We start from the raw sequence: 22,181 nt of genomic DNA on the forward strand, positions 1-22,181 counted from the left end.
AAAAAGGCAAAATGATTGAGACGCCAATCCCATTTTATCTCTCATTTACTCCCTACGACTCCAATTTAATCCCTAACCAATCCATTAATATCTTGACTTTAGCTCTCTATTATCTTGGTTCTATACAAGATAAGCCCTCCTTGAACAAGGAGGGAATTCAGGCTTTATAATTCAGCTTCTTCTAGTATCTTTTGTTTGCATAGCTCGTCTAGCTGACGCGAAGATAAGTATTTTAAAGCTAGTACCTTAGCTGTTGCTGATGAGTGAGAATCTATTGCTAGCTTGCGTGTAGCATCAACGCTCTTCTTAAGCTCTTTAATGCATTTACTTAGTTTAGCTAATTTAGCGCTGTCAGCATCTTCAATGTCTTCTGAAAGCACCTGTAGGGCTTTTGATAGCTCTTTAGTTTCTTTAAAGTACTGTAAATACGCTTCGTCATTGTTCGGTCGCGGCTCGATTTGGTTTGAGATAATGTCTCTCAGAAAAGCAGCATTAGATCGGTAGTTGTTACTATTTCTGCACGCTATGAAGTGCCTATGTGCTTCTTTAGTTACATGTGTTTTTATTGCTACATTGCATAAGTCTTTAGTTTCTTTACGCTCTTCTTTGAAGCCGTTTTCTACTGCGTCGAGTATGTGACGCGAGTCATCAACAGCATTTTCATCAAAGCTATCTGCATTATGTTTAACGTAAATGCTTTTTACTATGAAGTTGCAAAAATGCGCATGAGAACTAAATGTAATTTTTGATGTGTTTGAAAATTGCGGAAGTAAAGATGGTACAATAAATTGTAATTCTTCTAAGCTGTAGTCTGTTTGCTCGATAATCGCCATTAGCTTATCTTTATTTTCTCTTTTTGTGTTAGCTACTACTTCTCTTACTATTTTATTTAAGTCTTCTTTTTCTGAAAGCTTCATTTTATTATTTCTCTTTTTATTATTATTTTATTTTTATTATCTATAGAGCAACAGCGTGCGACTTAGCGATAACTGCGAAGCATGTTAGCGCAACCGACCAAAGGGAGGCTAAAGCTACGAACGACCTATTTGGAACAAATAGGGAAGAGCAGTATCCGCTTGTTACTGTTTTTGTTCTATTTTTTTATTATAACAATATAATTTATGATATTAAATGTGCTTATTTAAAATAAACGAAATATATTATTGTATAATACGGAGTTCAACAGAGGAATACGATAAGGAATTTGTCGCATGCGACAGGGAAAGTGCGCGTTTAAACATCGAAAATGCCGTTTGCGACAAGGAATTTGCGCTGCACTCTCACTATGTCTCAGCCGCTTTCATCTGCTTTCACTTCGTATCACTGATAGTCAGTAAGTAGTTGTTGGGACGAATGTTATATAGTTAAGAAGCAATAGCATTAGGAAGTATGTTCGTGATGGCTGAGTCAAATATAAATAAAGGATGTACTTGTCATGTCTTTATTTTCATCACTTTGAATGATTATATTGTGTGATGTTTAATATACGGTATATGTATATTTTGTTCGTTGTTAAATATATAGAGTTTGTATATTTCCATTTCGTAAAATAAATTCGAAAAAAGTGATTGCTTTTGACTTCTAAATACGAATATTATATTTGCAACGGCTCTTGTAGTCATAAGAATAAGAATAAACGGAGGCGTCCAATGGCGCTTATACACCCAATTAATCAACTGAAAATAGAAAAGAAAGTCGATGTATTAAAACGCGTTGGTTTATCCCAAGCCACGCTTCACAGACGTATAAACGATGGCACATTTCCGCCCGCAGTACAACTGGGTCCCAAGGCTGTGGGATTCATGTCGCATGAAGTCGATGCGTTTCTTATTGCATGCGCTTTGGGAGAAGATAAAAAGCGTGTGGTCGCTGAGCTTCTTGCGCAGCGACAAGCGCTTAAGCAAGCGAATCCTTTATTGCAGTACATGAACTTTCACTAATTTATCTTTTAGTTCTGTGCATACGTTGCACAGAGCTTGCTCAACTTCAATGGTAATTGCAAGATTCGCAACGACTTTTGCGCTCAAGCTGAGGAGGATAAAAACTCTTGACATTAAAGTACAGGCTAAGCTAGCTTGATAAGGCTTCCATATCGCTATGCTCTTTGAAAGCTCTGAATAATAATATAACAGCAAAAATAATAACGATAAAAAACAAGATAAGTGGCTGAAAGCCATCAATAAAAGTTATTACGTTGTCACTCATTATTACTTCGGAGGAAACATGAAAGAGTTTAACGTCTTAAAGAAAAATCGAAAGTATTTTGCTGCATCGCTTGACGGCTACAAGTGCAGAATCTTAATCGATGAACTATCTAAGAATCTCTCAATCGGTACGCAACTGCTGGATGTCGAAGACATCTCCGTTCGTTCAAAGTATGGAACCGACCTAATATTCAAACTTAAATCCTCGGTTGAGGAACAAAATGAGTCTGGTTTTATTACTTTAACCAGTACTTACAATACCTATCTCGTTGATAAATGCCGCGCTCTTAGTGGGCAATGGGATAAGTCCAGTGAGTGTTGGGTGTTTAGTGGCCTTATCGAAGAAAAGGTTGATGAGCTGGCTTGTGTTTTCAATTCTCATCTAGTGCCTGTCGAAGTTACGATTAATGATGACTACGATGTGTACGAAGAAAAGGGGACACTTTGTTGCCTTGGCTACCCAATCGCACGCGCATTTGGGCGTGATTCAGGAGCAAGAGTCGAAGAGGGGGTAGGTGTCGTAGCGGGGGGCTTCACAAGCTGTGGTAGTAAGAAAAATTGGGTGACTCAAGCCAAATCTGGGACAGTGTTTCGCATTGAGGTGGCGGAGAAAGTGCTCACTCATTTTGCTGAGAAAGAGCCTCATTACCACTTTAAAGCTATCTGAAGGTAAGTGATATGAAATGGTTTCTACCGCATCTTGATGACACTGAAGCCATACTCAACAATGCTATTCTTTATAATAACGTTGTTTTGTTGCCAAACATCCCATGGAATGCCGCAACCGCATTTGTCTTGTATGACATATCACAATATGCGGCAACGTTAGGGGTTACCCTTGTTCGTTTACTCTCGATTGACGAGGGGGACGTACCAAGTTTTTGTGATGTAGTTTGGCAAAGGTTTGAGAGAAACAAGTGTATCGTAGAGCAGTTTTTGGCAGCGCAGTCCACGTATCGACGAGAGAGTTTAAAAGCAATATTAATTGACAGAAAATCGAATGACGCTTTAGGCCTGGGGCTATTTGACGCCTTTCAATTAATCTCTCTATCAAAATTCCTATCGGAAAGTATTGATGCATGTTTCACCCTTCAGAACGTCACGTTGTTATTAGGGTTTGAATACTTTTTAACGAAGTCATCCAATACTCGATTGATAGGTGCATGCCATGAGAACTTGTTAAACTCATCTCAGTTCACACATCATCAAGATGGTGTTTATCGGCTCAATAACTTTAATAATAAAGAACTGGTTAGGCATGCATTAAAGTGTGTATGTAGAGTCAGTCCACATTTCGAAGTAGTAGAAAGCACGTTAAAAGCACCTCTCAAACAATATCCTAGTTTTGAGGCATTTGTTTCAGCTGTCCAGTAAATGGTTTTGCACCAATGTAAGACGATTGAATAAAGAAGTCCGTGTTGTGTATTTATATCTTCAAAGGGTTTTGTCGATTAGATAAGCTGAAAGGTAAAATATCAGTTAAATTAATGTAAACGAATATTTTTTATTTTTTAAGGAAAACAGGAGTAAGATCATGCCTAACCATATTTATAATATCATCGAGTTTCGTACTAAAGATAAATGCTATGCTAGTTCTATTCGCGATTCGATCAGGAATGAAAGTAGTGATATGGATTTTAATAAGCTACTTTCCAACTCTTTGAAATCAAATTCTTTTGAAGGAGAGAGCAGTGTTATTCATGGTAATGTAGATTGGAATCTTCAGAATTGGGGAACAAAGTGGAATGCATGGGATAGCCAATGTTGCCTCGAAGACAGAGGTGAATATATTTACGGAAGAATTACATTTTTTACTGCGAATACTACTCCGTACCCAATATTTATTGCATTATCAAAGATGTACCATAAAATCAGATTTAAGATAAGGTTTGCTGACCAGCATGCTTTTGGCTGCGATTGTGGTTTCCTAGTTTTCCAGAATGGGCAGGAGATTGACCGTCATATCTCCCCAAATGAATTTGGCTCAGATGAACAATTGAACTATTGGGAAGATATTGCATTAAATATCTATTAACGTTTCAGTTAAATAGCTACAAAGCAAGCAACCGCCATCAAATTGAGAGGTTGCTTTAGATCAGAGGGCCTGGCAATACGCGACCCGCTTAGTTCGCTAACGGTAAGATGTCGATGAAGTTATCAATCATGTGCTTGTTTTTCTTCTGGCAGTCTATGGGCATTGCGGCATAGTTTACGGTATATTGAGTGCCGCACACTCGGCACCGAGTCAGATCGCCGTTGTTTCGATGTCGCATTATTTCAATGGTGTGGCCGTACATTGGACAATGTTGCAACGGGATCAATATAATGTGATCAAATTTACCGCCTCTTCCTAAGTGGATGAAAGCAGAATCAAATAGTGTCCCCAAATGTGCTTTAATGATGTCTAATGTTCTCTTTACTCATAGGATCGCGATAGGGACGTTGGCTGGTCATCGCATCAAACCGCATCACAAAGAGAAACCAGTTTGACCTGTTTGGAGACAGAGCTGCTGTCTAGCCCTTCAGGGCAGTCCAACATTTTGATTTTCAAAGTTAGATAGAGCTTAGTTCAGAGGAAGAGTGAATTTGGCCATCAGATTAGAGTATTTGCAATACCGCTGTTAATCCGTTAAATGCTAAATTAGTAAAGCCTCCATCAAGGTATTGTCCATGAGTAACCGTTCACCAGCAGTGCATTGACACAAAAAACGTGACCATTCGCACTTGATCCCACTTTGCCTATTGAGTGATCATCCATAGAGTTCATGCTGAGTGTATGACTAAGAAAAAATCCAAATTCTCATCTACACCACCTATAGCATCGGATATCAACGAAGCTAATGCGTTGATATCCGAGTTATGGGAGCAATTACGCTATTATGAAGATAGACTAAAAACGAGCAGTACTAATTCTTCGAAATCTCCTTCCTCCGATGGACCTAAGGAGCGGGCGGAACGAAAAAAGCTCAAAGCTCTAGTGGTCGCAATCCGAGAGGAGCTAAACAGGGTCACGAAGGGCATAAAAGACAACTCTCAGAACTAAAAGAATCCGATACCGTTGTTGATTGTTATCCTGAAAACACATGTCCTTGCTGCGGTGACACTGACCTCGAAATGAGTAACAACCCGTTTTATCGCCATCAAGTTCATGAAATCCCACCACCACGCATGGACATTACCGAATATCGGCTGTATTCAGGCAAATGCACGCAATGCGGAGAGGCCGTAAAAGCACAAAAACCCAGCGATATTCCTCAAGGGATTATGGGACCAAATTTAATGAGTCATATCGCCATACTGGCTGGTCAATATCATCTCAGCGTCCGAAAAATACGCTCCTTACTGCAAGAGCAGTTTGGCATGACCTTCTCAGTGGGTGCCATAAGTGAAGCGCAAAGCCGTATTGCCTCTATGCTTACACCACTGCATCAAGCAATCAAAACCAATATACAATCTGCACCACTGGTACATGTCGATGAAACCTCTCACTCGAGAAATGATGAAGAGCGCCTGCGTTGGTGCTGGCTAGTTGCAAGCGATGATTTAGTCTATGAAAAAATCCTTTACTCTCGCTCTACGCATTCAGCAAAAACGGTACTGGCCCCAGATTATTGTGTCATCGTGGTCAGTGACCAATATAGTGGCTACAACTGGCTTTCTCAGGAGAAACATCAATTATGTTGGTCGCATGTTATTCGCAATCTACAACAAATTGCTGATTACTCAGGTAAAGGTCATACTGCCCAAATAGGTCAGCGCCTTGTGTTACTAAGCAAATTAGTCTTTCGAACTCGCCATCGTTGGGAGGCTGGCAAAATCAATGACGCTCGGTATCTAAATCGACTGAGTCGTCTACGATGTCGTTTTAATCAATGGCTAGACAAGGGAGCAAAACAAATCCCGATTCAGCGTTATCAAGGGCGGTGTCGAAAACTTAAAGAGCATAGCCAAAGTTTATGGTTGTTCGTAACCAACCCCAAAATCCCTCTCACCAATAATGAAGCAGAGCGACGGCTGCGTGGCTTCGTTATTCAGCGAAAAATCAGCTATGGAACAACCTCAGATGCAGGCGATAAGTTCCGAGATAGGCTGCACTCGCTCATAGAAACGTGCAAGAAGAGGCAGATCTCTTCGCTAGAGACTCTAACTCGCATTGTAACAGCTGTGATCTCACGGCAACCATACCCTAATGTTCTTGACCTTAACGAAGCCAGTTTTTACGCAAACTCTTAGGTCAACAACCTGCTGGTGAACGGTTACGTCCATGAAGCTTGCTAGAGATTGATCAGACTTTATTGTTATGAATCCCCAAGGGTGTAACATTCATCATAATGGTCAATATCAAATATATATGTGGGTGAACTAAAAGAAAGCATAGTTCTTATAGGAGTAGTGTTTTCTTTGCTGATTGGGATCGATTTGGGGCGATGTTGGCAAACTCATATCTGCCCCAAAATCGTTTTCAGCTATAACATACATGTTAGAAGATAACCGGAATTTGCCCAAATCCTGCTCATGTGACGGCAACAACAATCATCCAGTAAAAATGATTTTTTATGTTGGCAAGGTCACTTCGGGACAAAAGCGCCTTACAAAAAGATCATCAAACTCAGATTTCAAGACTGGTTTAATCAAGTTCGAAAAGCAAAGGTTCTTGCTTCCACTCCGCAGGAAAGCCCATTGCAGATATAAAACGATTGGCTATCGGATATTTATCAAATAAGTGGGCTAACGCAGGTCCAAGCTTTTCGTCGAATTTAAGCCCTGAGTATATTCGTTGTAACGCAATTACCGAAGTATATAAGCGGTTCAACTGATCGTGAGCTTACGGGAAGATAGCTTACATCGGTGCGCAGAGTTGGCTCCAGACGAAGCAGGAGCATTTCTTGGTTAGATATTAGATAGGTAATTCCAAGGTAGGAACTGCTGTGGGTTCGCCTTTACTTCACCTTGTTTACGCTGCAGCGTATTGAAGTAATCCAAGACGTTGATACCGGCTTCGGCTGACGTCGCTATCATTCCCATCACCACATCAGCAATACTGGCGCCAGCTTGAGTTTTATGGAACATCGCATTCTTACGGTTTCTGGCGACCAGTTTGAGGGCTTGCTCCGCTTTGTTATTGTCTATCGGAGCCCCTTCGATGTGGCAGAACGCGCTAAGCCCGTCATAGTGTTTATTGAAGTATCCAATCGCTTTGCCAAGACCACTATTTTCTTCAACACGCCCTCTATTAAGTTCTGTCTCTCCCCATTCACGGATCTGCTCCATCACCGGCAGAGATACTTTCTTATGCCACGCAAGTCGCTGCTTACTGCTGAGTCTCAAGACTTTGGCCTCATGATCGTTATCCCAGATCATTCCATACCACGTTAATACCTGTTCAACTTCGGTTGGGAATGAGTGAAGCACTTCCGCGAACTGCCGCCGCCCGCATGCCCAATGTTCGTTTTGTATAACACCACATTGTGCCCGCCTTTTAACCCAGCGACTAAACCCGTACTGTAAACGCCGGTGCGCTCTCGCATTTTGGTGCCATTGCGTTGCGGTTTTTCGATTGGGACTTTGTCTAAGATTCGATTACTCGTGTCGTCTAAGTAGTAATGCTCGGCGTTGGCTGCAAAAATTCTAAGCAGGTTATAAACGGGTTGTAAGCTATTGGCTACCAACTCAACTTGGTCAAAAATGGTTGACGCTGTAAGCTTTACTCCCATCAGAGCCTGCATGCTTTCTTGGCAATAATAAGGCGCACCAGCACAAAACTTATGCAGAGCCATTAAAGTGCGAGCACTGTAACCGTATTTCTGACTCGGCCCTCCATCCTCAACGACATCATCAGGCAATGTCGCCTTGAAGTACTGACCGCACGCATTGCAGCGCAAGCGTTCCATAACATGCTGCTCAGCTACGAATGGGCTTTGCCCCGTGATACGCAGCAAGGTAGCCGGCTCATACTTATACAGCTTGCCTTGATGGCACTCCGGGCATGCATCGCCTTTCCTTAGGTCGGTTAATTTGTGCTGAGTAACTTTTGTTTTTACCGGCACATCAGGTTTAGTCGCTTTAGGTTTGGAGCGTTTTTGACCACGTTTTTTGTTCTTCTTGGCTTTCTGGCCAAGCAGGGTATCCATGGTCTCTGACGATCTGACCATCCCCACCAGTTTACGCAGTTTATGCAAGGTAATATCGTTATCAGATAAGCGCTCTTGTAAGGCCGCCAGCGTTTTTAATGCTATCAACAGGATATGACAATCTTCCGCGCTCAGTGCCAGGTCATGCTCTTTCGCCTCCTGCACTCGCTGGATAAGTCCATCCAACTCTTCGCTATCTATGTCGGTAAACTCTTGCGCCACTTTCTATCCTGTCGGCTAATGTGCTCTGATGATGTATCTCATTATTTCAGCTCAGCATGATCGGTCAACTCGATCGAAACGATCGTTTGTTTGAACCCGTAGACTGTGCGTTTGTTCACACTCTTTGCCAGCCTGGCAGCCCTGTCAGCAGGGCTTTCAATTGCCTAGCGACTAAAGGCGTGATCGTCTCTTGAGATTTCCTCGGCCAATCTTGAAAGCGCCCTTAACATGGTTCGGCGTCGATTGGTGAACACAAACAGGGTACCGCTACGTGGCTCTTGTTTGAGCTGATGACGACAGAGGGCGACAAAGCCATCAATTCCACAACGAAAATCGGCAGGCTTAATGGCCAGAAGGATTTGGGTCTGCGCAGTTAGATGGATCATGCTAATGCCCCCACATCTTGCAGCAAGGTTTGGAGCAGATGAAGTGACAGCTCTCCGCTAATACGAATTTGACTTGAGTTTGGTAGCGTCATTTCAATGCTCAAACGATGCTCTGTATTAGGCTCAAATTCGTGCTCGATAGGCAATGACATAAAGTCAGAGGGGGCGGTGGAACTGACAGCAGCATGGTCACACCAAATCTTGAGTTGTCGAGCGTTAATCCTCAACGCAGTAGCAATGTGATTATGGGAGTGACTGTCTGCTAATTCAACGGCCAATTGTCGAAGTTCGTTAGGAGTGTGAGTGCGTTTAGTTCGGTTTTGGCACCAGTGATCAAACGCGGCAATGGCTTGTTCTAGTTTATGTTGTGGCACGGTGTCGATCCTCTTAATGGACAGACACTCAGTAAATCACGACTTGTTGCTAAAAGTTGAGCTATGCTGCCGTAAGCTCACGGTTTATTTGCGCAAAAGTAGATTTAGATATCATTAATTCAGTCTCATTGTAGATATTAATCCTTCAGATTTGTACTTTAATATTTTAGTTATCACTTTGTTCTTATTGTTTTTGTAAGATTGAATTTTAATATGCTTTTAATTGCATAATAGGTGAGTTAGACGAATAGAGGAGAAACGCATGGATGTTTCAGATAATAGGCGGAGATCGACCGTTCTTATCCCCGTTTTTATACCTGCAGTTGTCGTTATTGTATTATTGGTAGTCGGTACCATTTCTAACCCAGAGAGAGCTGGGGACTTTTTTTCTCAATTATTATCAGAAGTAACCACTAATTTTGGCTGGTTTTATATGCTAGCTGTTGCGATATTTTTGGTTTTTATAGTAGTAGTGGCAGTCAGTAAATGGGGAGAGATTAAGTTAGGTCCCGATCATGCGGAACCTGAATACAGCTTCATGGAATGGTTTGCTATGTTGTTTTCGGCAGGGTACGGCATCGCACTTTTATTCTTTGGTGTAGCAGAGCCAGTTCTACACTATGCTTCACCACCAACCGCAGCACCCGAAACGGTTGAATCCGCCCGAGAAGCGATGCAAATTGCATTTTTCCACTGGGGTTTTCATATCTGGGCTATCTATGGTTTAGTCGGTTTAGCACTGGCGTATTTTGCTTTCCGCCATGGCCTGCCTCTTTCAATGCGCTCGACGCTTTATCCGTTAATTGGGGATAAAATTCACGGCCCGATTGGTCATGCGGTTGATGTGTTTGCGATTTTAGGTACGTTATTTGGTATCGCGACCACATTAGGATTGTCGGTTACCCAAATTAACACAGGCTTGCATTACTTATGGCCTGATATTCCAATTAATAGCACCGTGCAAATCATTGCTATTACGCTAATCACATTGTGTGCACTGGTTTCCGTTCTTGCAGGTATGGATAAAGGGGTAAAAAACTTATCGTTATTAAATATTGCTCTCGCAATATTGCTGATGGTCTTTGTATTTGCAGCAGGTCCAACTCTCTTTATTCTTAATACCTTTATGCAAAATACAGGTAGTTATTTAAGTAATATTGTTGAACGCACATTTAATCTACAAGCATATGTCGCCAGTGATTGGATCGGGAACTGGACACTGTTTATCTTTGGTTGGACCATCGCTTGGGCACCATTTGTAGGTTTGTTCATCGCGAAAATTAGTCGTGGTCGTACCATTCGGCAGTTTGTTGTGGGTGTGATGGTAGTACCTACTACCTTTACTTTTCTATGGTTCTCAGTGTTTGGTGATACGGCCTTGCACATGATCATGACAGATGGTTATCACCACATCATTCAAGAAGTGCAAAACAATAACGCTATCGCCTTATTTAAGCTGTTTGAACGCTTGCCGATGACTTCGATTATCTCGTTTCTTACGGTTATCTTAATCATTACCTTCTTTGTGACTTCATCTGACTCCGGTTCACTTGTGATTGATTCACTGGCTTCAGGTGGTGTGCACGATACGCCTGCATGGCAACGCACTTTCTGGGTTGCAACGGAAGGGATTGTCGCTTCTGTTCTACTCTTAGCGGGTGGTCTGGGTGCTTTACAAACGGCGAGTGTGGTGAGTGCTTTGCCTTTTGCCATCATTATGTTAGTTGCTATGGTGGGTATGATCAAAGCTCTCCGTATTGAAGGCCACCATGAAGACAGTCAGCAACAATATATGCAGTCTCAACAGTCTAGCTCTACGGGGGTAGGGAAAGGATTATGGAAAAAACGCTTAGCTAATTTAGTTGATTTCCCAGATCGCTCTGATGTTGAAAAATTCATTAGTGTTACTGTTCTCAATAGTATGAAACGTGTTGAGCAAGAGCTGGAAGAGCAGGATTGGGAAGCGGAAGTGAGATTTGACGAAGAGCTGTGTCGCGCACACTTTGAAGTGTTCAAAGAAGGGCAAGTTGAGTTCATCTATGAAATTCGCTTACGTGGTTATGACTTGCCTGAATTTGCTTATAATGAAGGTGAAGTGCCAGAGGATAAGTACTACTACCGTGCAGAAGTCTTTTTACGCCGCGGTGGTCAAGCGTATGATGTTTATAACTATGAACAACAAGATATTATTAACGACATCTTGAACCAGTTCGAACGTTATTTACACTTCCTACATATTTCGCCGGGCATCTTACCGTGGAATATGCAAGAGCATGATATTGATGTGCCACCGGAAGATCCATCGAACCTTGAATTAACATAATCTCCACTCAAAGCCTCATCAATCTGCTGAGGCTTTTTTAGATTGGTATAAAACAAAGCAGAGCCACATTAATTTTGCAGTAGCTGAGATAATTCCGGTGTTGCCCTGTGGCGTCGATATCGCAATTAGAGTGTAAAATTAATTGAAATAACAGCGCAAATATGACAATAAGAGAGAAGTTTCTCTCTTTGCTTGGTGGATCACCAAGGTGCGGTCGAAATCCTTCTGGTTATAGATACGGTCTTCAATCAGGTTACCCTGTTTGTCGAGCTGCCCTTTGGTTGGGCGCCAACCCTGCAGATCAACGTCTATATCGACCCGCACCACCTTGTAGGGGGCAAGAAAACCATCTTCGATCCCCTCTTTGAGGGAGTAGGTATAAACAGGGTCACCGAAGTAATCGGTACTGGAGACGGTTGCGGTCTCATTTAAAACGGTACAAACAGGGTTACTTGACTGCTTAGTATGAAACTTTATTCCTCTCCTACATTTAGCAGGACGGTACCTGAAAAGAATTGACTCAGGACTACGCAGGCTAGAAGCAAATCCCAGCTACTATCTTGATAGCTCTCCTAAAGAGGGCGTTGCATTCACAAAGATAGGTAACGATTACTTTATTATTACGGGAAAGCACCGGACGGTCATTGCCCGATTCCTCCAGTATTACAACCAGAATGTTTTCGCTTCAGCTTCACCGTTGTCTAACGTTTCGATTTACGAACGTACTGATCCGCCCCAGCAGTTTTGGACACCGAGTTAAGTGAGTACAATCACTAACGAGGTGAACAATGACAACTAAGAAAACTAGAATTAAACATTCCCCTGAATTTAAGGCAGAAGCCCTGAAGCTAGCAGAGAAAGTGGGAGTAGCTGCGACAGCAAGACAGCTTTCTTTACATGAATCTCAAATCTACGGGTGGCGGAAGAACTCGAAGAAAGACACCAATACTAGTCAGCGAGAGCAAGAGCTAGCCGCAGAGGTTGCCAAGCTAAAAAGGCAATTGGCTGAGCAAGCAGAAGAGCTAGAAATTGTAAAAAAGGCCGCCACCTACTTCGCGAAAAATCTAAAGTAAATTGCTATGAATTTATGCTCGAACACCTGCTGAGCTTCAGTATTGTGCGTATGGCTAAGGTGTTCGGGGTATCCCGAAGTGGGTTTTATTACTGGGTTAAGCATCGCCATAAGGCCATCCAACACGAGGCAATTCGCCAAAAGCTTGATACAAAGGTCAAAGAAGCTTTCGACAACAGCAAAGGCCGAGATGGCTCAAGGCGTATCCAAAAAGAACTGTCTGAGAGCGGTGATAACTACAATGTTAAAACCATTGCTGCCAGTATGAAGCGTCAAGATTTAACGCCGAAAGCTGCTCGCAAGTTTAAGTGCACTACGGACAGCAAGCATCAAATGCCTGTTGCTCCAAACCTGTTGGCTCAGAACTTTAGCGCATCGGCTCCGAATGAAAAATGGGCTGGAGACATCACCTATATAGCCACAAGCGAAGGCTGGCTGTACTTGGCGGTAATTATTGACCTTTACTCAAGACAAGTAATTGGATGGTCTATGGATACCAGAATGACGGCTACGCTGGTCTGTGATGCGCTATCAATGGCGTTGTTCCGTCGCGGATTCCCCGAGCAGGTTATCGTTCATAGTGATAGAGGTAGTCAGTACGTAACCGTTCACCAGTCCCTCATTGACAATCAAGTGTGACTCAACGCACTTGATCCACTATTTCTTGTTGAGTGATCATTTTCAGCCTTCATGATGAAGGGATGAAAAAGAAGAAATCCAAATTCGCAGAGGCTCCTCCTGTTGCCTCTGATATCAATGAAGCTAACGCACTCATCGAAGAGTTGTGGGAATAACTTCGCCATTATGAAGATAAGCTGAAAACCAGTTGCTCTAACTCTTCAAAACCACCGTCTTCGGATGGCCCAAAAGAGCGGGCTGAGCGAAAAAAGCTCAAAGCTCTGGTGGCCGCAATCCGAGAGGAGCTAAACAAGGTCACTCAGGGAGTCAACGACAACTCTCGAAGCTGAAGGATACTGACACTGTCATCGACTGCTTACCTGATTCAACTTGTCCGTGCTGTGGTAAATCAGACATCTTCGTTCACAATAACCCGTTTTATCGGCATCAAATTCACGAAATACCAAAGCCAACGGTCAATATCTCTGAGTACCGATTATTTTCAGGCCAATGTCGACATTGCCATGAGGTCGTTAGAGCCAAGAAACCTGACAATGTCTCGCAAGGTATTATTGGACCTAACTTGCTCAGCTATATCGCAGTATTGGCAGGGCAATATCATTTAAGCATCCGAAAAATTCGCTCTTTGCTAAAAGAGCAACTGGGTACGACGTTCTCTGTTGGTGCCATCAGCGAAGCTCAGACCAAAGTGGCTTCAATGCTGACCCCTTTACATCATGCAATCCGAGATAGTATCCAAACAGCACCGCTAGTTCATGTCGATGAAACTTCCCATCCTCGTAATGGTGAAGAGAGCTTACGTTGGTGTTGGTTGGTCGCCAGTGAAGACCTTGTCTACGAAAAGATCTTGTTCTCTCGTTCAACCCATTCCGCCAAGACCATGTTAGGTCCGAATTATAGTGGCCTTGTTGTCACTGACCAATGCCCAAGCTATAACTGGCTGAAGCCAGAAAAACATCAACTGTGCTGGTCACATGTGAAACGAAATCTTCAGCAATTCGCTGATTATACTGGGGGCGGTTATACCGCTCTCGTTGGACAACGGCTAACACTGATCGCCAATATGGTTTTCAGAATACGTCACCGCTTGGAAAATACAGACATCCAGTACGAACAGTATATTCGCCGCATAAATCGACTTCGAAAATCCTTTGACCACTGGCTGGGAAAAGGAAGTGGGATAGTCGTTCAGCGATACAAAGGTCGATGTAAAAAGCTACAATCTCATAGGCAAAGCTTGTGGTTGTTCTTAACCGATACCTCAATACCACTCACCAACAACGAAGCAGAGCGGAGAATACGTAGCAGTGTCATCCAGCGTAAGATTAGCTTCGGTACGACATCTGATGCGGGCGACAAGTTCAGGGGCCGAATGCATTCTCTCGTTGAAACCTGTAATAAACGAGGGATGTCGAGCTTGTCTGCTCTAACGAAAATCGTTCAAGCCGTTACTCTTCGCAAGCCTTACCCTAACGTATTTAACCTGTAATCCACTAAATCAAGGTCCTACTGGTGAACGGTTACGTCAGTACTGCTCAAAAGATTATCGAGATCTCATAACTGCTTATAATCTAAAGCAAAGTATGAGTAGGAAAGGAAACTGCTGGGACAATGCTTGTGTTGAGAGCTTCTTCCATTCTATGAAAGTGGAAGCGATACAATATGAGCCAATTATGACGAGAGACCAGATGCGCCAAACGATCTTCGAGTACATAGAGGTTGATTATAATCGGACGGGAAGGCACAGTGCTCTTGGGTATCTAAGCCCAGTTAACTTTGAACAGCAAAATGTCGCTTAATGAAGTGTCCAGTCTGGCTGGAGCAGATCAAGTATCACTCGTTTATCCGTTGATAGTATTATATCTTGGATAATGTCTTCTAGTTCATTAATCGCAATGCTTTTTAAATTTACATCTCTTCCTGTGAGAATTGACTTATATTCTTTTAGAACTTTAAGGTGATTTCTTATTGTATAAGATGATTTTCCAATGAACGCTACCTTGACCCACCAAAATACGATAGAAACAAAGTATAAGGATAGAGTCGCTTGCCAAAAGTTATAACTTGGAAACCATGTAGGTACAGGTAAACTTGAATTTATCCAAACTTCACCAATTAATAGCCCTAATCCTACTAATATCATGGATAGGTAGGCTATGAGCTGAAGATTTACTTTGTATATATTGACTTTAATTTTGTATCTATAGTCTGTGACTGTATACATTACGAAAATTAAAGCTAATGCAGACATAAAATCTGAAAAGCCAAAGAAAGGCTCTATCTCTGAGTTAGCCGAAACCCAACAAATCGAGAGAAAATCAGAAGTACACGTCACTATCATTCCTATTATAATCAGAGCCTTACTCATTAAAATAGCGTCAGAATTAAACAGAAACAAGACATTTTCTTTTGTTTCTAGCCATTGTGTCGCTGAATGTATGAATACAAACGCCCACCAACACACCGTCAAATCCACGATCTGCTTACTCAATATCGGTTCATTAGCAAGGAGGTCTCAGCCATATCAAGCAAAATCGTCTTAAAAACTTAGGTTTTCTAAACTTTAATATATCTGGCGCTAATAAATTAGAGCACAAGGCCTAACAAGGTTCTGTCCAGAGACGTGACAGAACGATTACATGCCAGCTTTCTTGCAAGAAAGCTGTATCTCTAGTTCTAATGCGATGTTTGAGGCGTTTAAGGAACCTAATTTGGTATTGTGGTGTTACGTGTATTTCTCTCAATCAGGGTTTTAAAATCAAGAATTTTTCTCTGATTTCTGAGCTTAGTCATGGCTTGAGCGTCATCCACTACACAAATCCCAGCGGCGGTGTTTTGACAAAATTTCGAAGCGAGGCAGCGAACCTCTATGACGGCGGCTTTATCGCGACGATGCGCTTGTAAAGTCAGGAGCGATTTCGATTCGTCATAATCAATAAACTCGTAGTCGCGGAACAGTAAAGCAAAACTCACCGCCGCTGCTTCGACGTCTGTAGCGGGAACGGTGGCGTAATGGCTTCGAGTGATAGGAACGGAGTGAATTGAGAAATCATCATTGAGTAACACCGATAAGTTTGGGTGCATGTCAGCAATATGGCCTTGAATGTAGTCTCTGCGTATATCTTGATAAAATTTCTGGTATTGGAAGTACGAGAGCGTAATGCTGTGGTTAATATCCCATTTGTTATCTCGCAGTAAATCGCTAAAACAATAATCATCAATCTTCAACAGTTGCTTGAAGTTGTCAAAACCACCCAACGTCCGTTGGATTTGTTTTTGGCTCACCCCACGTTCGAGCAGGTCAGTTTCATTGAGATACGGTTCAGTGCGTAATATCGTGGTGACCAGTTCAATTAGACCGATGTCCACGGCACTGATGCCTTGCATCAGAAGCGGTGCAAAGTAGTCTGAGTGGGAGTAAGCCAGACCGTCATCGAGTGCAGAAATGACGCTGAGGCGTATTGGGTTAGTCATCATCATGGTTAAACTCCTAATTAAGAGAAAAGAGGACGTGTCAGTTTTGGGGTAGTGTAATAGCCTCGATAGGTCACCCAACGGAAGTAAAAACGAATTGCGTCAATACGCCGTTTTTGCTCTTTGTGGCATATGTTCGATTGGCAGAGTGCCTTACGATATTGGTGAATGTCTCGCGTCTGAATGTATAACCTTTCTGTTCTGGTGGAGTGGTTGTCGTCAACGAAGCGTAAAAACTGATGAAGGTAGTCTGCAATCTGATTGAGCCTGAATCGAGACATCCCTGAATGCTCGCGCTCTTCCATCAATTCATTTAACCAGTTGAAGTATGGAAAACGAATGTCCTCTTCTGCAATGCTCAAGTCGAGAGGGGGCAAAGTTGGGAAATCGTCTTTTGTCGGTTTGTGTTTGTAAGCACGAACCACAGAAAAATGTTTAGCCACTAAGTGGATTTGCACTAATAATTGCTGACCCAATGACAGAGGGTCGGGAAGGGCATGGGGGATGTTTTGGAAAAAACACTTAGCTTGTAAGCGTACTGCTTTCGCTCTGCGTATTGCATGTTGTGGTTCGTCTGTTTTCAGTGCCACAACATAATGAGACTTAGTGCAGCCTGAGATTCTCAAGGATAATGGCGGTGTGATTTTGACTTGATAAATGCCATGCTGATTGGTGGAGATACGATGGGCGCGAAGCTGACGGTGTTGTTTTATTCCGATGTTTTCATTTTGATGAGTGACGGTTTGGCGGCCTTTTCGACGTATACGGCGTAGTGTTTGCATTTCACCAAAGCGTGGATGTTCGCTGATGGGTTTCACTTCTAATTGGCTTAAGTGAGTTTGATGTAAGTGTGAATGCGACATGAAGACTATCCTTCTTAGCTGAATTTAGGGTGCAGAAAGCTGCACCCTAAACTGGTTGAGGGTGTCATAAGTGACGGTGAGTTAATTAGTTGGAGCTAAGCCGTTTAGGCTCAGCAGTAATACCTCAGGTAGAGGTGGGTTATCACGCGCTCCGTCTACACTCGGTACGGTACTGTCCTGCAATGGAATAGTATTTACCTGTCGATTCGACGATATATTCACTCCAGTACTGATGAATCTCATATCGCTCATTGAGATACAACGCACTGTTGTATGAGGCACGAGTAGAATTTGCATCCAAATGAGCAAGACACATTTCGATGGCATCTACTTTGAAGTTAGTGCTCTCGTTGAGGTAGGTGCTTGCGATGCCTCGGAACCCATGGCTGACTAAGCGTCCTTTTAACGTGGTGAGATTTAATGATGAATTCACTGCATATGGACTAATGTGTGGAAATTTAGTGTTCTGTTTATCAGACGGAAATACATGCGCCAGGTCCCCTGAAATAGGCCTCATAAACGCCAATAAGCCAAGCGTGTATTCGTTCAGGGGAACGAGGTGCTCACGCCCACCTTTAGTGTAAAACTTAGGCACCGTCCAAAGCTTCAACTTAAAGTCAATGTCACACCATCGCATCGCGGCGAGTTCAAACGCACGTGTCATCGTGTGCAGTTGCATTTCAAACGCGCAGCGAGTGACTAATTTCATATTGTGGTTTGACATGGTAGCCATTACCTCTGCTAACTCATTGGGAGGGACAGCAGGCATATGCGTTACTTTTGGTTTAACAAACTCATGTTTGATATAGGCTAAGCAGTTACTCTTGATGTAGTTTCTATTAAGAGCAAAATACATGACTTGATTAACAAAAGTACAAGCGCGTTTTACGTTTTCTAGTTGTCCTTTTGCTTGAAGTGGTTTGATGACTTCAATTACGGCGGTTGTGGTAATAAAGCTCAGCGGTATGTGGCCTAGCTTTGGGTATAAATGACGCTTCAAGAACAAGCGCTTTCGATGACTTGTTCTCACCTTATTCATAATGCGTTTGATTTCTTCTTCACCAAAATCTGTACCATTCATTTCTGCTTCCTTTTGAGCTTCTTCAAGTAACTTTTTACGAGTAGTCGTCTCTTTTCCTTCGTCTCGTTCAAGCATAAGCTCGGCAACCGACTCAAAGGTAAGCTCACTGACAATGGCACCGTCAAGTTTTTGCTTATCACGATAGATTTTCGGGTCAATGTTATTTGCCATCTGTTCACGAAGCTCTTCTGCTATTTTTCGGACTTCGGCGAGTGCTAGGCTAGGGTATGAACCAAGCCCGATTTTCTTGCGTTTTTTGGTGTTAGATTCTGTATAGATAAATAACCAGTTCTTTGAGCCATTATTACGTACTCTTAAGTAGAGGTTTCCTCCATCCGATAGTGTGTATTCTTTATCATTTGGTTCTGCTTTTTTAATTTGTGTGTCTGATAATTTATAGATAGCAGCCATGCTGTTACCCTCCTTTTCTTGTGTATGTCCCCTGAACTTATCAATCGATTTAGGGGTACGCAAGGGGATACTAGAGCTGTGAGATGTAGTGAGAAATAATGATTATGAAAGAGTGTTATTCTATTTTAAATCAAGTAGTTAGGTGGTTGTGTGAGAGTTGCTGAGACCTAGTGAGTCGTGTCTGTGAATTCTCAAGAGGGATTCGCAACGCGTGGCATTTTTGCTATGCGTTGCGTTTGGTGTTTAAGGTGGTATGCGGGAGCTTATGCATTGCGTTGCTCACACCTTAACAGGGCGTTATGTGCTCAAAGTTAAATCTCTATATCAAAGGGTTATAATGTCTCTAATTGAATTTTTTAAATATATGCTAATAATAGCAACTTCTGCTCTAGGAATATACGGTACATTTTATGATTTCAAAGAATCTGGAAGAATCAATAATAAAGGGTTAATTGCAGCAGGGATTCTATTTGTGCTCTGTACAATTTCTATTGTGACTGAATTTCTTTCAAATAGGGAGTCACATAAGAAGTCTGAGATAGCAGCAAAACAGTTAAAGGAAGAGAATAATCAAAGAGAGATTCTTATTTCAAAGTCAGAAAATATTGAAAAAAGAATTAAATCAAGTGTTCAACAGTTATCAACGCTCAAGCAGGAATTGTCTGAAAATTACAAAGCAATTAAGTCTTCCGAGTTAAACTTACAAGAATTGTCAGAACTGCAACTAAGAAAACAAAAAGAACTCAATATGGATATAGATACTTTTAAGTCTGTAACTGAGGTAGAGTTGAGAAGGTTATCCTCACCACTTGAGGAAATTTATTATTCAACCGAGTTTAAATTTAAAGATCCTGTTTCTCAATTCCCGGAGTTTTACAAACTATTAATTCCGGAGTTCTATAATGATGATGGTCGATACGCGCTCACTGACAAAGAGATTCCGAGTGGTTTTGACTTCAGTACGATTTACTACTTTTCGCCTGACAGGATAAAATTTAACGTCTACTTAGGGGTTGACTCTGATTTGCTATCATTTGAACACCTTAAAAATAGAAAGCCAGAATTATCTTTTTCTTCTGCGCCATTAAAAAATGAACTGAGCTTTTTCGAGATGTACTCTGATGTTGCAGATAAGAGTATAAAAAGGAAAGTTAACCAAATGCCGTTAACACTTGAAAGTTCTACCGGTAAGCTAACAAGCTCTTTAGATTTAACCGAACTAGTTAAAAATGGTGACTACATAACATTTAGTTTTAGCTCTATCTATGATAGTGATATTGAAATAGATAGTTTAGAGTTACATACAAAAAGCTCGGCCTATGTTGGTGTCAAATTAAATCAATGTGATCTAATTCAAAAGCATGGTGGGGTAACTATTCATAGAGCAGATGGCGAAATAATTCAACATTATTACTACTTATATGCTTGTGAACTTTGGTCGCACGAAAAGCTCGAAAAAGGCTTTTGGTTGTAGAAGTTAAATATGCACATAACAAAGCGTTTAAGACAGATTCCCAACGCATGGCATTTTTCATTCCATCGTTGGGTTTGTGTTTACGGTGGTGTGGTTAAGTTTCGTGGTGGCGTTGCTCACTACTTAACGCGGCGTTAGGCTCCGAGGAAGCAATGAGAAAGAAAGTAGAAGAGCGCTTAAATAGGCTTAATAAAGGATGCTGTCCAGTTCATGGGGGTTTTATGTCTCAGGTTGAAGGGTGGTATAAAAATGATCAGGGCATAAACTACACTGTTGTCGGATGTTCTCGAAAGGCTTGCAAAATTGTAGCAAGAGCTTTTTCTTATGATGGTCCTTGGGAGATTGATGAAAAGTACATTCATTTGTTTGACGAAAACGAAGTAGATCCAGATTTCCTCGACCATACTGTTAAACCAAATGCCAGAAAGAGCGCCGTAAAAAAGTATAGGTCGGATGTTTTTAATAAAACCTCCGGTTTTTGCTACTACTGCGGGGTTGGATTAACGCTTGAAACGCTAACTGTTGATCATTTTGTCCCCGAGTCTCGAGGAGGTAAAACAGAACTCTCAAATTTATTTCCATGTTGTAAAACCTGTAATTCCTCAAAAGGAACCAAAGACATTGAGGAGTTTAGGTTTTTATGTCAAATGAAGGCGTTCAAAAAAGAGCACGGAGTAGAGTTCAATCGAGAGCAGATTAACTTTTTATCCAAAAGTGGATTTGACATTCAATTGAATCAACATGACTTCTGGTACGAGGAAAACAGAGCCTAACAATCTGTTTAAGAGTGATTCGCAACGCTTGGCATTTTTACTATGCGTTGGTTTTAGTGTTTAAGGTGGTATGCGGTAGCATCGGTATTACGTTGCTCACACCTTAACAGGGCGTTAGGTGAATTAATGGAATGTCACTACACAAATAATGATAGATTGATGCAGCTAAGCGACTTAAAAGGACACTTGACGCTTTTAATTGCTCATCTTCAACTAAACCATAACGGTGCCAAGATAATTTCAATATACGAGCGTGCTTTGTTTGACGTAGATGAGCTGATTTGTAATGGTTTTAACCAAAATCAATTGTTGAATGTTAGTGATTCAATCCCAGATCTTTTTAATCGGCACAAAGATTGGGTACCTCCCTTAGAAGTTGGTTCTGATGGTAAATTGTCTGAGCCGCAATGGTTTTTAGCGTTAGAGAACTATCTTCAACCTGTTCTAAAAAGTGCAAGGGAACTAAAGGAATTGGGTGCGCGATAATTCACCTAACAAATTGTTCAAGAGGGATTCGCAACGCGTGGCATTTTTACTATGCGTTGGTTTTGGTGATTAAGGTGGTATGCGGCAGCTTTGGTATTGCGTTGCTCACCCCTTAACAAGGCGTTATTTCCGCAACGGATCTCTCAGGCTGAATGTACGTGGTTGTAGCCTAAGAGTGAAAGTGGCGGGGTAATAGGTTGGAAAAGCGGCGAAAAGGGCGAATATTGGTCATTTCCATGCTAGCCTTAAAGCGCTTTAAGCGCACCTT

Annotated in this window: 21 protein-coding genes and 4 pseudogenes; 14 read left to right on the forward strand and 11 right to left on the reverse strand. The window is 41.9% G+C overall.

Annotated features, from left to right (window positions below):
- Window positions 1-164: 164 nt before the first annotated feature.
- The gene (locus F7Y48_RS22655) at window positions 165-917 is read right to left on the reverse strand and encodes a chromosome partitioning protein ParA (RefSeq protein WP_301660857.1); all 753 of its coding nucleotides are present in this window, start codon (window positions 915-917) and stop codon (window positions 165-167) included.
- Between the two features lie 732 nt (window positions 918-1,649).
- Here F7Y48_RS22655 and F7Y48_RS22660 point away from each other — a divergent pair.
- From F7Y48_RS22660 to F7Y48_RS22675, 4 genes are all read left to right on the forward strand, one after another.
- On the forward strand, window positions 1,650-1,940 hold the full coding sequence (locus F7Y48_RS22660) for a helix-turn-helix transcriptional regulator (RefSeq protein WP_023584776.1): 291 nt from the start codon (window positions 1,650-1,652) through the stop codon (window positions 1,938-1,940).
- Between the two features lie 283 nt (window positions 1,941-2,223).
- Complete coding sequence (locus tag F7Y48_RS22665; protein ID WP_222133293.1) at window positions 2,224-2,871, forward strand: hypothetical protein; 648 nt, start codon at window positions 2,224-2,226, stop codon at window positions 2,869-2,871.
- An 11-nt stretch (window positions 2,872-2,882) separates the two neighbouring features.
- A complete protein-coding gene (locus tag F7Y48_RS22670) occupies window positions 2,883-3,578 on the forward strand; it encodes a hypothetical protein (protein ID WP_191685858.1) in 696 nt (231 codons plus the stop codon).
- Between the two features lie 160 nt (window positions 3,579-3,738).
- Entirely contained in the window at window positions 3,739-4,239 is a 501-nt protein-coding gene (locus tag F7Y48_RS22675) for a hypothetical protein (RefSeq protein WP_301660858.1), read from the forward strand.
- Between the two features lie 88 nt (window positions 4,240-4,327).
- On the opposite strand, the gene F7Y48_RS22680 is transcribed toward F7Y48_RS22675, so the two are convergent.
- Window positions 4,328-4,477 carry a hypothetical protein gene (locus F7Y48_RS22680; RefSeq protein ID WP_191685857.1) on the reverse strand — a complete coding sequence of 50 codons (150 nt, stop codon included), beginning with the start codon at window positions 4,475-4,477 and terminating at the stop codon, window positions 4,328-4,330.
- Between the two features lie 503 nt (window positions 4,478-4,980).
- Here F7Y48_RS22680 and F7Y48_RS23670 point away from each other — a divergent pair.
- Window positions 4,981-5,247 (forward strand): DUF6444 domain-containing protein, encoded by a 267-nt coding sequence (locus F7Y48_RS23670; RefSeq protein ID WP_373415934.1) that lies wholly within the window; start codon window positions 4,981-4,983, stop codon window positions 5,245-5,247.
- A 20-nt stretch (window positions 5,248-5,267) separates the two neighbouring features.
- Window positions 5,268-6,437 (forward strand): annotated as a pseudogene (tnpC, locus tag F7Y48_RS22685) (IS66 family transposase); the annotation flags it as partial.
- 657 nt (window positions 6,438-7,094) lie between these two features.
- Here the strand turns inward: tnpC (F7Y48_RS22685) and F7Y48_RS22690 are convergent.
- From F7Y48_RS22690 to F7Y48_RS22700, 4 genes are all read right to left on the reverse strand, one after another.
- Window positions 7,095-7,616 carry an IS66 family transposase gene (locus F7Y48_RS22690; RefSeq protein ID WP_213906402.1) on the reverse strand — a complete coding sequence of 174 codons (522 nt, stop codon included), beginning with the start codon at window positions 7,614-7,616 and terminating at the stop codon, window positions 7,095-7,097.
- Window positions 7,577-8,557: an IS66 family transposase gene (locus F7Y48_RS22695; protein ID WP_262672032.1), complete on the reverse strand. Its 981-nt coding sequence runs from the start codon at window positions 8,555-8,557 to the stop codon at window positions 7,577-7,579. The genes F7Y48_RS22690 and F7Y48_RS22695 overlap by 40 nt, the downstream gene beginning before the upstream one ends.
- A 164-nt stretch (window positions 8,558-8,721) precedes the next feature.
- Window positions 8,722-8,943: an IS66 family insertion sequence element accessory protein TnpB gene (tnpB, locus tag F7Y48_RS23675; RefSeq protein WP_368044312.1), complete on the reverse strand. Its 222-nt coding sequence runs from the start codon at window positions 8,941-8,943 to the stop codon at window positions 8,722-8,724.
- On the reverse strand, window positions 8,940-9,317 hold the full coding sequence (locus F7Y48_RS22700; RefSeq protein ID WP_213905044.1) for a hypothetical protein: 378 nt from the start codon (window positions 9,315-9,317) through the stop codon (window positions 8,940-8,942). Before F7Y48_RS22700 ends, tnpB begins: the two co-directional genes overlap by 4 nt.
- A 262-nt stretch (window positions 9,318-9,579) precedes the next feature.
- Here F7Y48_RS22700 and F7Y48_RS22705 point away from each other — a divergent pair, with 262 nt between their 5' ends.
- Window positions 9,580-11,640, forward strand: coding sequence for a BCCT family transporter (locus tag F7Y48_RS22705; RefSeq protein ID WP_213901747.1), 2,061 nt, complete (start codon window positions 9,580-9,582; stop codon window positions 11,638-11,640).
- A 192-nt stretch (window positions 11,641-11,832) separates the two neighbouring features.
- On the opposite strand, the pseudogene F7Y48_RS22710 reads toward F7Y48_RS22705, so the two are convergent.
- Window positions 11,833-12,066: pseudogene (locus F7Y48_RS22710) on the reverse strand (hypothetical protein); the annotation flags it as partial.
- 362 nt (window positions 12,067-12,428) lie between these two features.
- On the opposite strand from F7Y48_RS22710, the pseudogene F7Y48_RS22715 reads away from it, so the two are divergent.
- From F7Y48_RS22715 to F7Y48_RS22725, 4 genes and pseudogenes are all read left to right on the forward strand, one after another.
- Window positions 12,429-13,312, forward strand: a pseudogene (locus F7Y48_RS22715) (IS3 family transposase); the annotation flags it as partial.
- A 215-nt stretch (window positions 13,313-13,527) separates the two neighbouring features.
- Window positions 13,528-13,680 (forward strand): DUF6444 domain-containing protein, encoded by a 153-nt coding sequence (locus tag F7Y48_RS23680; RefSeq protein ID WP_395220553.1) that lies wholly within the window; start codon window positions 13,528-13,530, stop codon window positions 13,678-13,680.
- Window positions 13,681-13,697: 17 nt separating this feature from the next.
- Entirely contained in the window at window positions 13,698-14,840 is a 1,143-nt protein-coding gene (tnpC, locus tag F7Y48_RS22720) for an IS66 family transposase (protein ID WP_410483281.1), read from the forward strand.
- A 25-nt stretch (window positions 14,841-14,865) separates the two neighbouring features.
- Window positions 14,866-15,150 (forward strand): annotated as a pseudogene (locus F7Y48_RS22725) (IS3 family transposase); the annotation flags it as partial.
- Here F7Y48_RS22725 and F7Y48_RS22730 read toward each other — a convergent pair.
- The 4 genes from F7Y48_RS22730 to F7Y48_RS22745 form a co-directional block, all read right to left on the reverse strand.
- Window positions 15,147-15,842 (reverse strand): hypothetical protein, encoded by a 696-nt coding sequence (locus tag F7Y48_RS22730; RefSeq protein ID WP_258515059.1) that lies wholly within the window; start codon window positions 15,840-15,842, stop codon window positions 15,147-15,149. The pseudogene F7Y48_RS22725 and the gene F7Y48_RS22730 overlap by 4 nt on opposite strands.
- Window positions 15,843-16,057: 215 nt before the next feature.
- Window positions 16,058-16,831: a hypothetical protein gene (locus F7Y48_RS22735; RefSeq protein ID WP_023585535.1), complete on the reverse strand. Its 774-nt coding sequence runs from the start codon at window positions 16,829-16,831 to the stop codon at window positions 16,058-16,060.
- Window positions 16,832-16,845: 14 nt separating this feature from the next.
- Window positions 16,846-17,688, reverse strand: a complete 843-nt coding sequence (locus tag F7Y48_RS22740) for a hypothetical protein (RefSeq protein ID WP_316685408.1) — start codon at window positions 17,686-17,688, stop codon at window positions 16,846-16,848.
- 142 nt (window positions 17,689-17,830) lie between these two features.
- Window positions 17,831-19,180 carry a tyrosine-type recombinase/integrase gene (locus tag F7Y48_RS22745; RefSeq protein WP_256957138.1) on the reverse strand — a complete coding sequence of 450 codons (1,350 nt, stop codon included), beginning with the start codon at window positions 19,178-19,180 and terminating at the stop codon, window positions 17,831-17,833.
- Window positions 19,181-19,517: 337 nt separating this feature from the next.
- On the opposite strand from F7Y48_RS22745, the gene F7Y48_RS22750 reads away from it, so the two are divergent.
- From F7Y48_RS22750 to F7Y48_RS22765, 3 genes are all read left to right on the forward strand, one after another.
- Complete coding sequence (locus tag F7Y48_RS22750; protein WP_316685409.1) at window positions 19,518-20,654, forward strand: hypothetical protein; 1,137 nt, start codon at window positions 19,518-19,520, stop codon at window positions 20,652-20,654.
- Between the two features lie 152 nt (window positions 20,655-20,806).
- Entirely contained in the window at window positions 20,807-21,427 is a 621-nt protein-coding gene (locus F7Y48_RS22755) for an HNH endonuclease (protein WP_282150715.1), read from the forward strand.
- Between the two features lie 126 nt (window positions 21,428-21,553).
- Window positions 21,554-21,913: a hypothetical protein gene (locus F7Y48_RS22765; protein WP_316685410.1), complete on the forward strand. Its 360-nt coding sequence runs from the start codon at window positions 21,554-21,556 to the stop codon at window positions 21,911-21,913.
- The last annotated feature ends 268 nt before the right edge of the window (window positions 21,914-22,181 follow it).

Source organism: Vibrio sp. 2-1-2a (assembly GCF_032648565.1).
In the GTDB taxonomy this organism is placed as follows: Bacteria; Pseudomonadota; Gammaproteobacteria; order Enterobacterales; family Vibrionaceae; genus Vibrio; species Vibrio diabolicus.

Bases quoted from the DNA above. Each gene is read 5' to 3' on its own strand.
- F7Y48_RS22670 (WP_191685858.1), top strand. From the start codon at position 2,883: ATGAAATGGTTTCTACCGCATCTTGATGACACTGAAGCCATACTCAAC.
- F7Y48_RS22655 (WP_301660857.1), bottom strand. From the start codon at position 917: ATGAAGCTTTCAGAAAAAGAAGACTTAAATAAAATAGTAAGAGAAGTA.
- F7Y48_RS22755 (WP_282150715.1), top strand. From the start codon at position 20,807: ATGAGAAAGAAAGTAGAAGAGCGCTTAAATAGGCTTAATAAAGGATGC.
- F7Y48_RS22665 (WP_222133293.1), top strand. From the start codon at position 2,224: ATGAAAGAGTTTAACGTCTTAAAGAAAAATCGAAAGTATTTTGCTGCA.
- F7Y48_RS22735 (WP_023585535.1), bottom strand. From the start codon at position 16,831: ATGATGATGACTAACCCAATACGCCTCAGCGTCATTTCTGCACTCGAT.
- F7Y48_RS22660 (WP_023584776.1), top strand. From the start codon at position 1,650: ATGGCGCTTATACACCCAATTAATCAACTGAAAATAGAAAAGAAAGTC.
- F7Y48_RS22675 (WP_301660858.1), top strand. From the start codon at position 3,739: ATGCCTAACCATATTTATAATATCATCGAGTTTCGTACTAAAGATAAA.
- F7Y48_RS22740 (WP_316685408.1), bottom strand. From the start codon at position 17,688: ATGTCGCATTCACACTTACATCAAACTCACTTAAGCCAATTAGAAGTG.
- F7Y48_RS22765 (WP_316685410.1), top strand. From the start codon at position 21,554: ATGGAATGTCACTACACAAATAATGATAGATTGATGCAGCTAAGCGAC.
- F7Y48_RS23670 (WP_373415934.1), top strand. From the start codon at position 4,981: ATGACTAAGAAAAAATCCAAATTCTCATCTACACCACCTATAGCATCG.
- F7Y48_RS22705 (WP_213901747.1), top strand. From the start codon at position 9,580: ATGGATGTTTCAGATAATAGGCGGAGATCGACCGTTCTTATCCCCGTT.
- F7Y48_RS22680 (WP_191685857.1), bottom strand. From the start codon at position 4,477: ATGCGACATCGAAACAACGGCGATCTGACTCGGTGCCGAGTGTGCGGC.
- F7Y48_RS22750 (WP_316685409.1), top strand. From the start codon at position 19,518: ATGTCTCTAATTGAATTTTTTAAATATATGCTAATAATAGCAACTTCT.
- F7Y48_RS22745 (WP_256957138.1), bottom strand. From the start codon at position 19,180: ATGGCTGCTATCTATAAATTATCAGACACACAAATTAAAAAAGCAGAA.
- tnpB (WP_368044312.1), bottom strand. From the start codon at position 8,943: ATGATCCATCTAACTGCGCAGACCCAAATCCTTCTGGCCATTAAGCCT.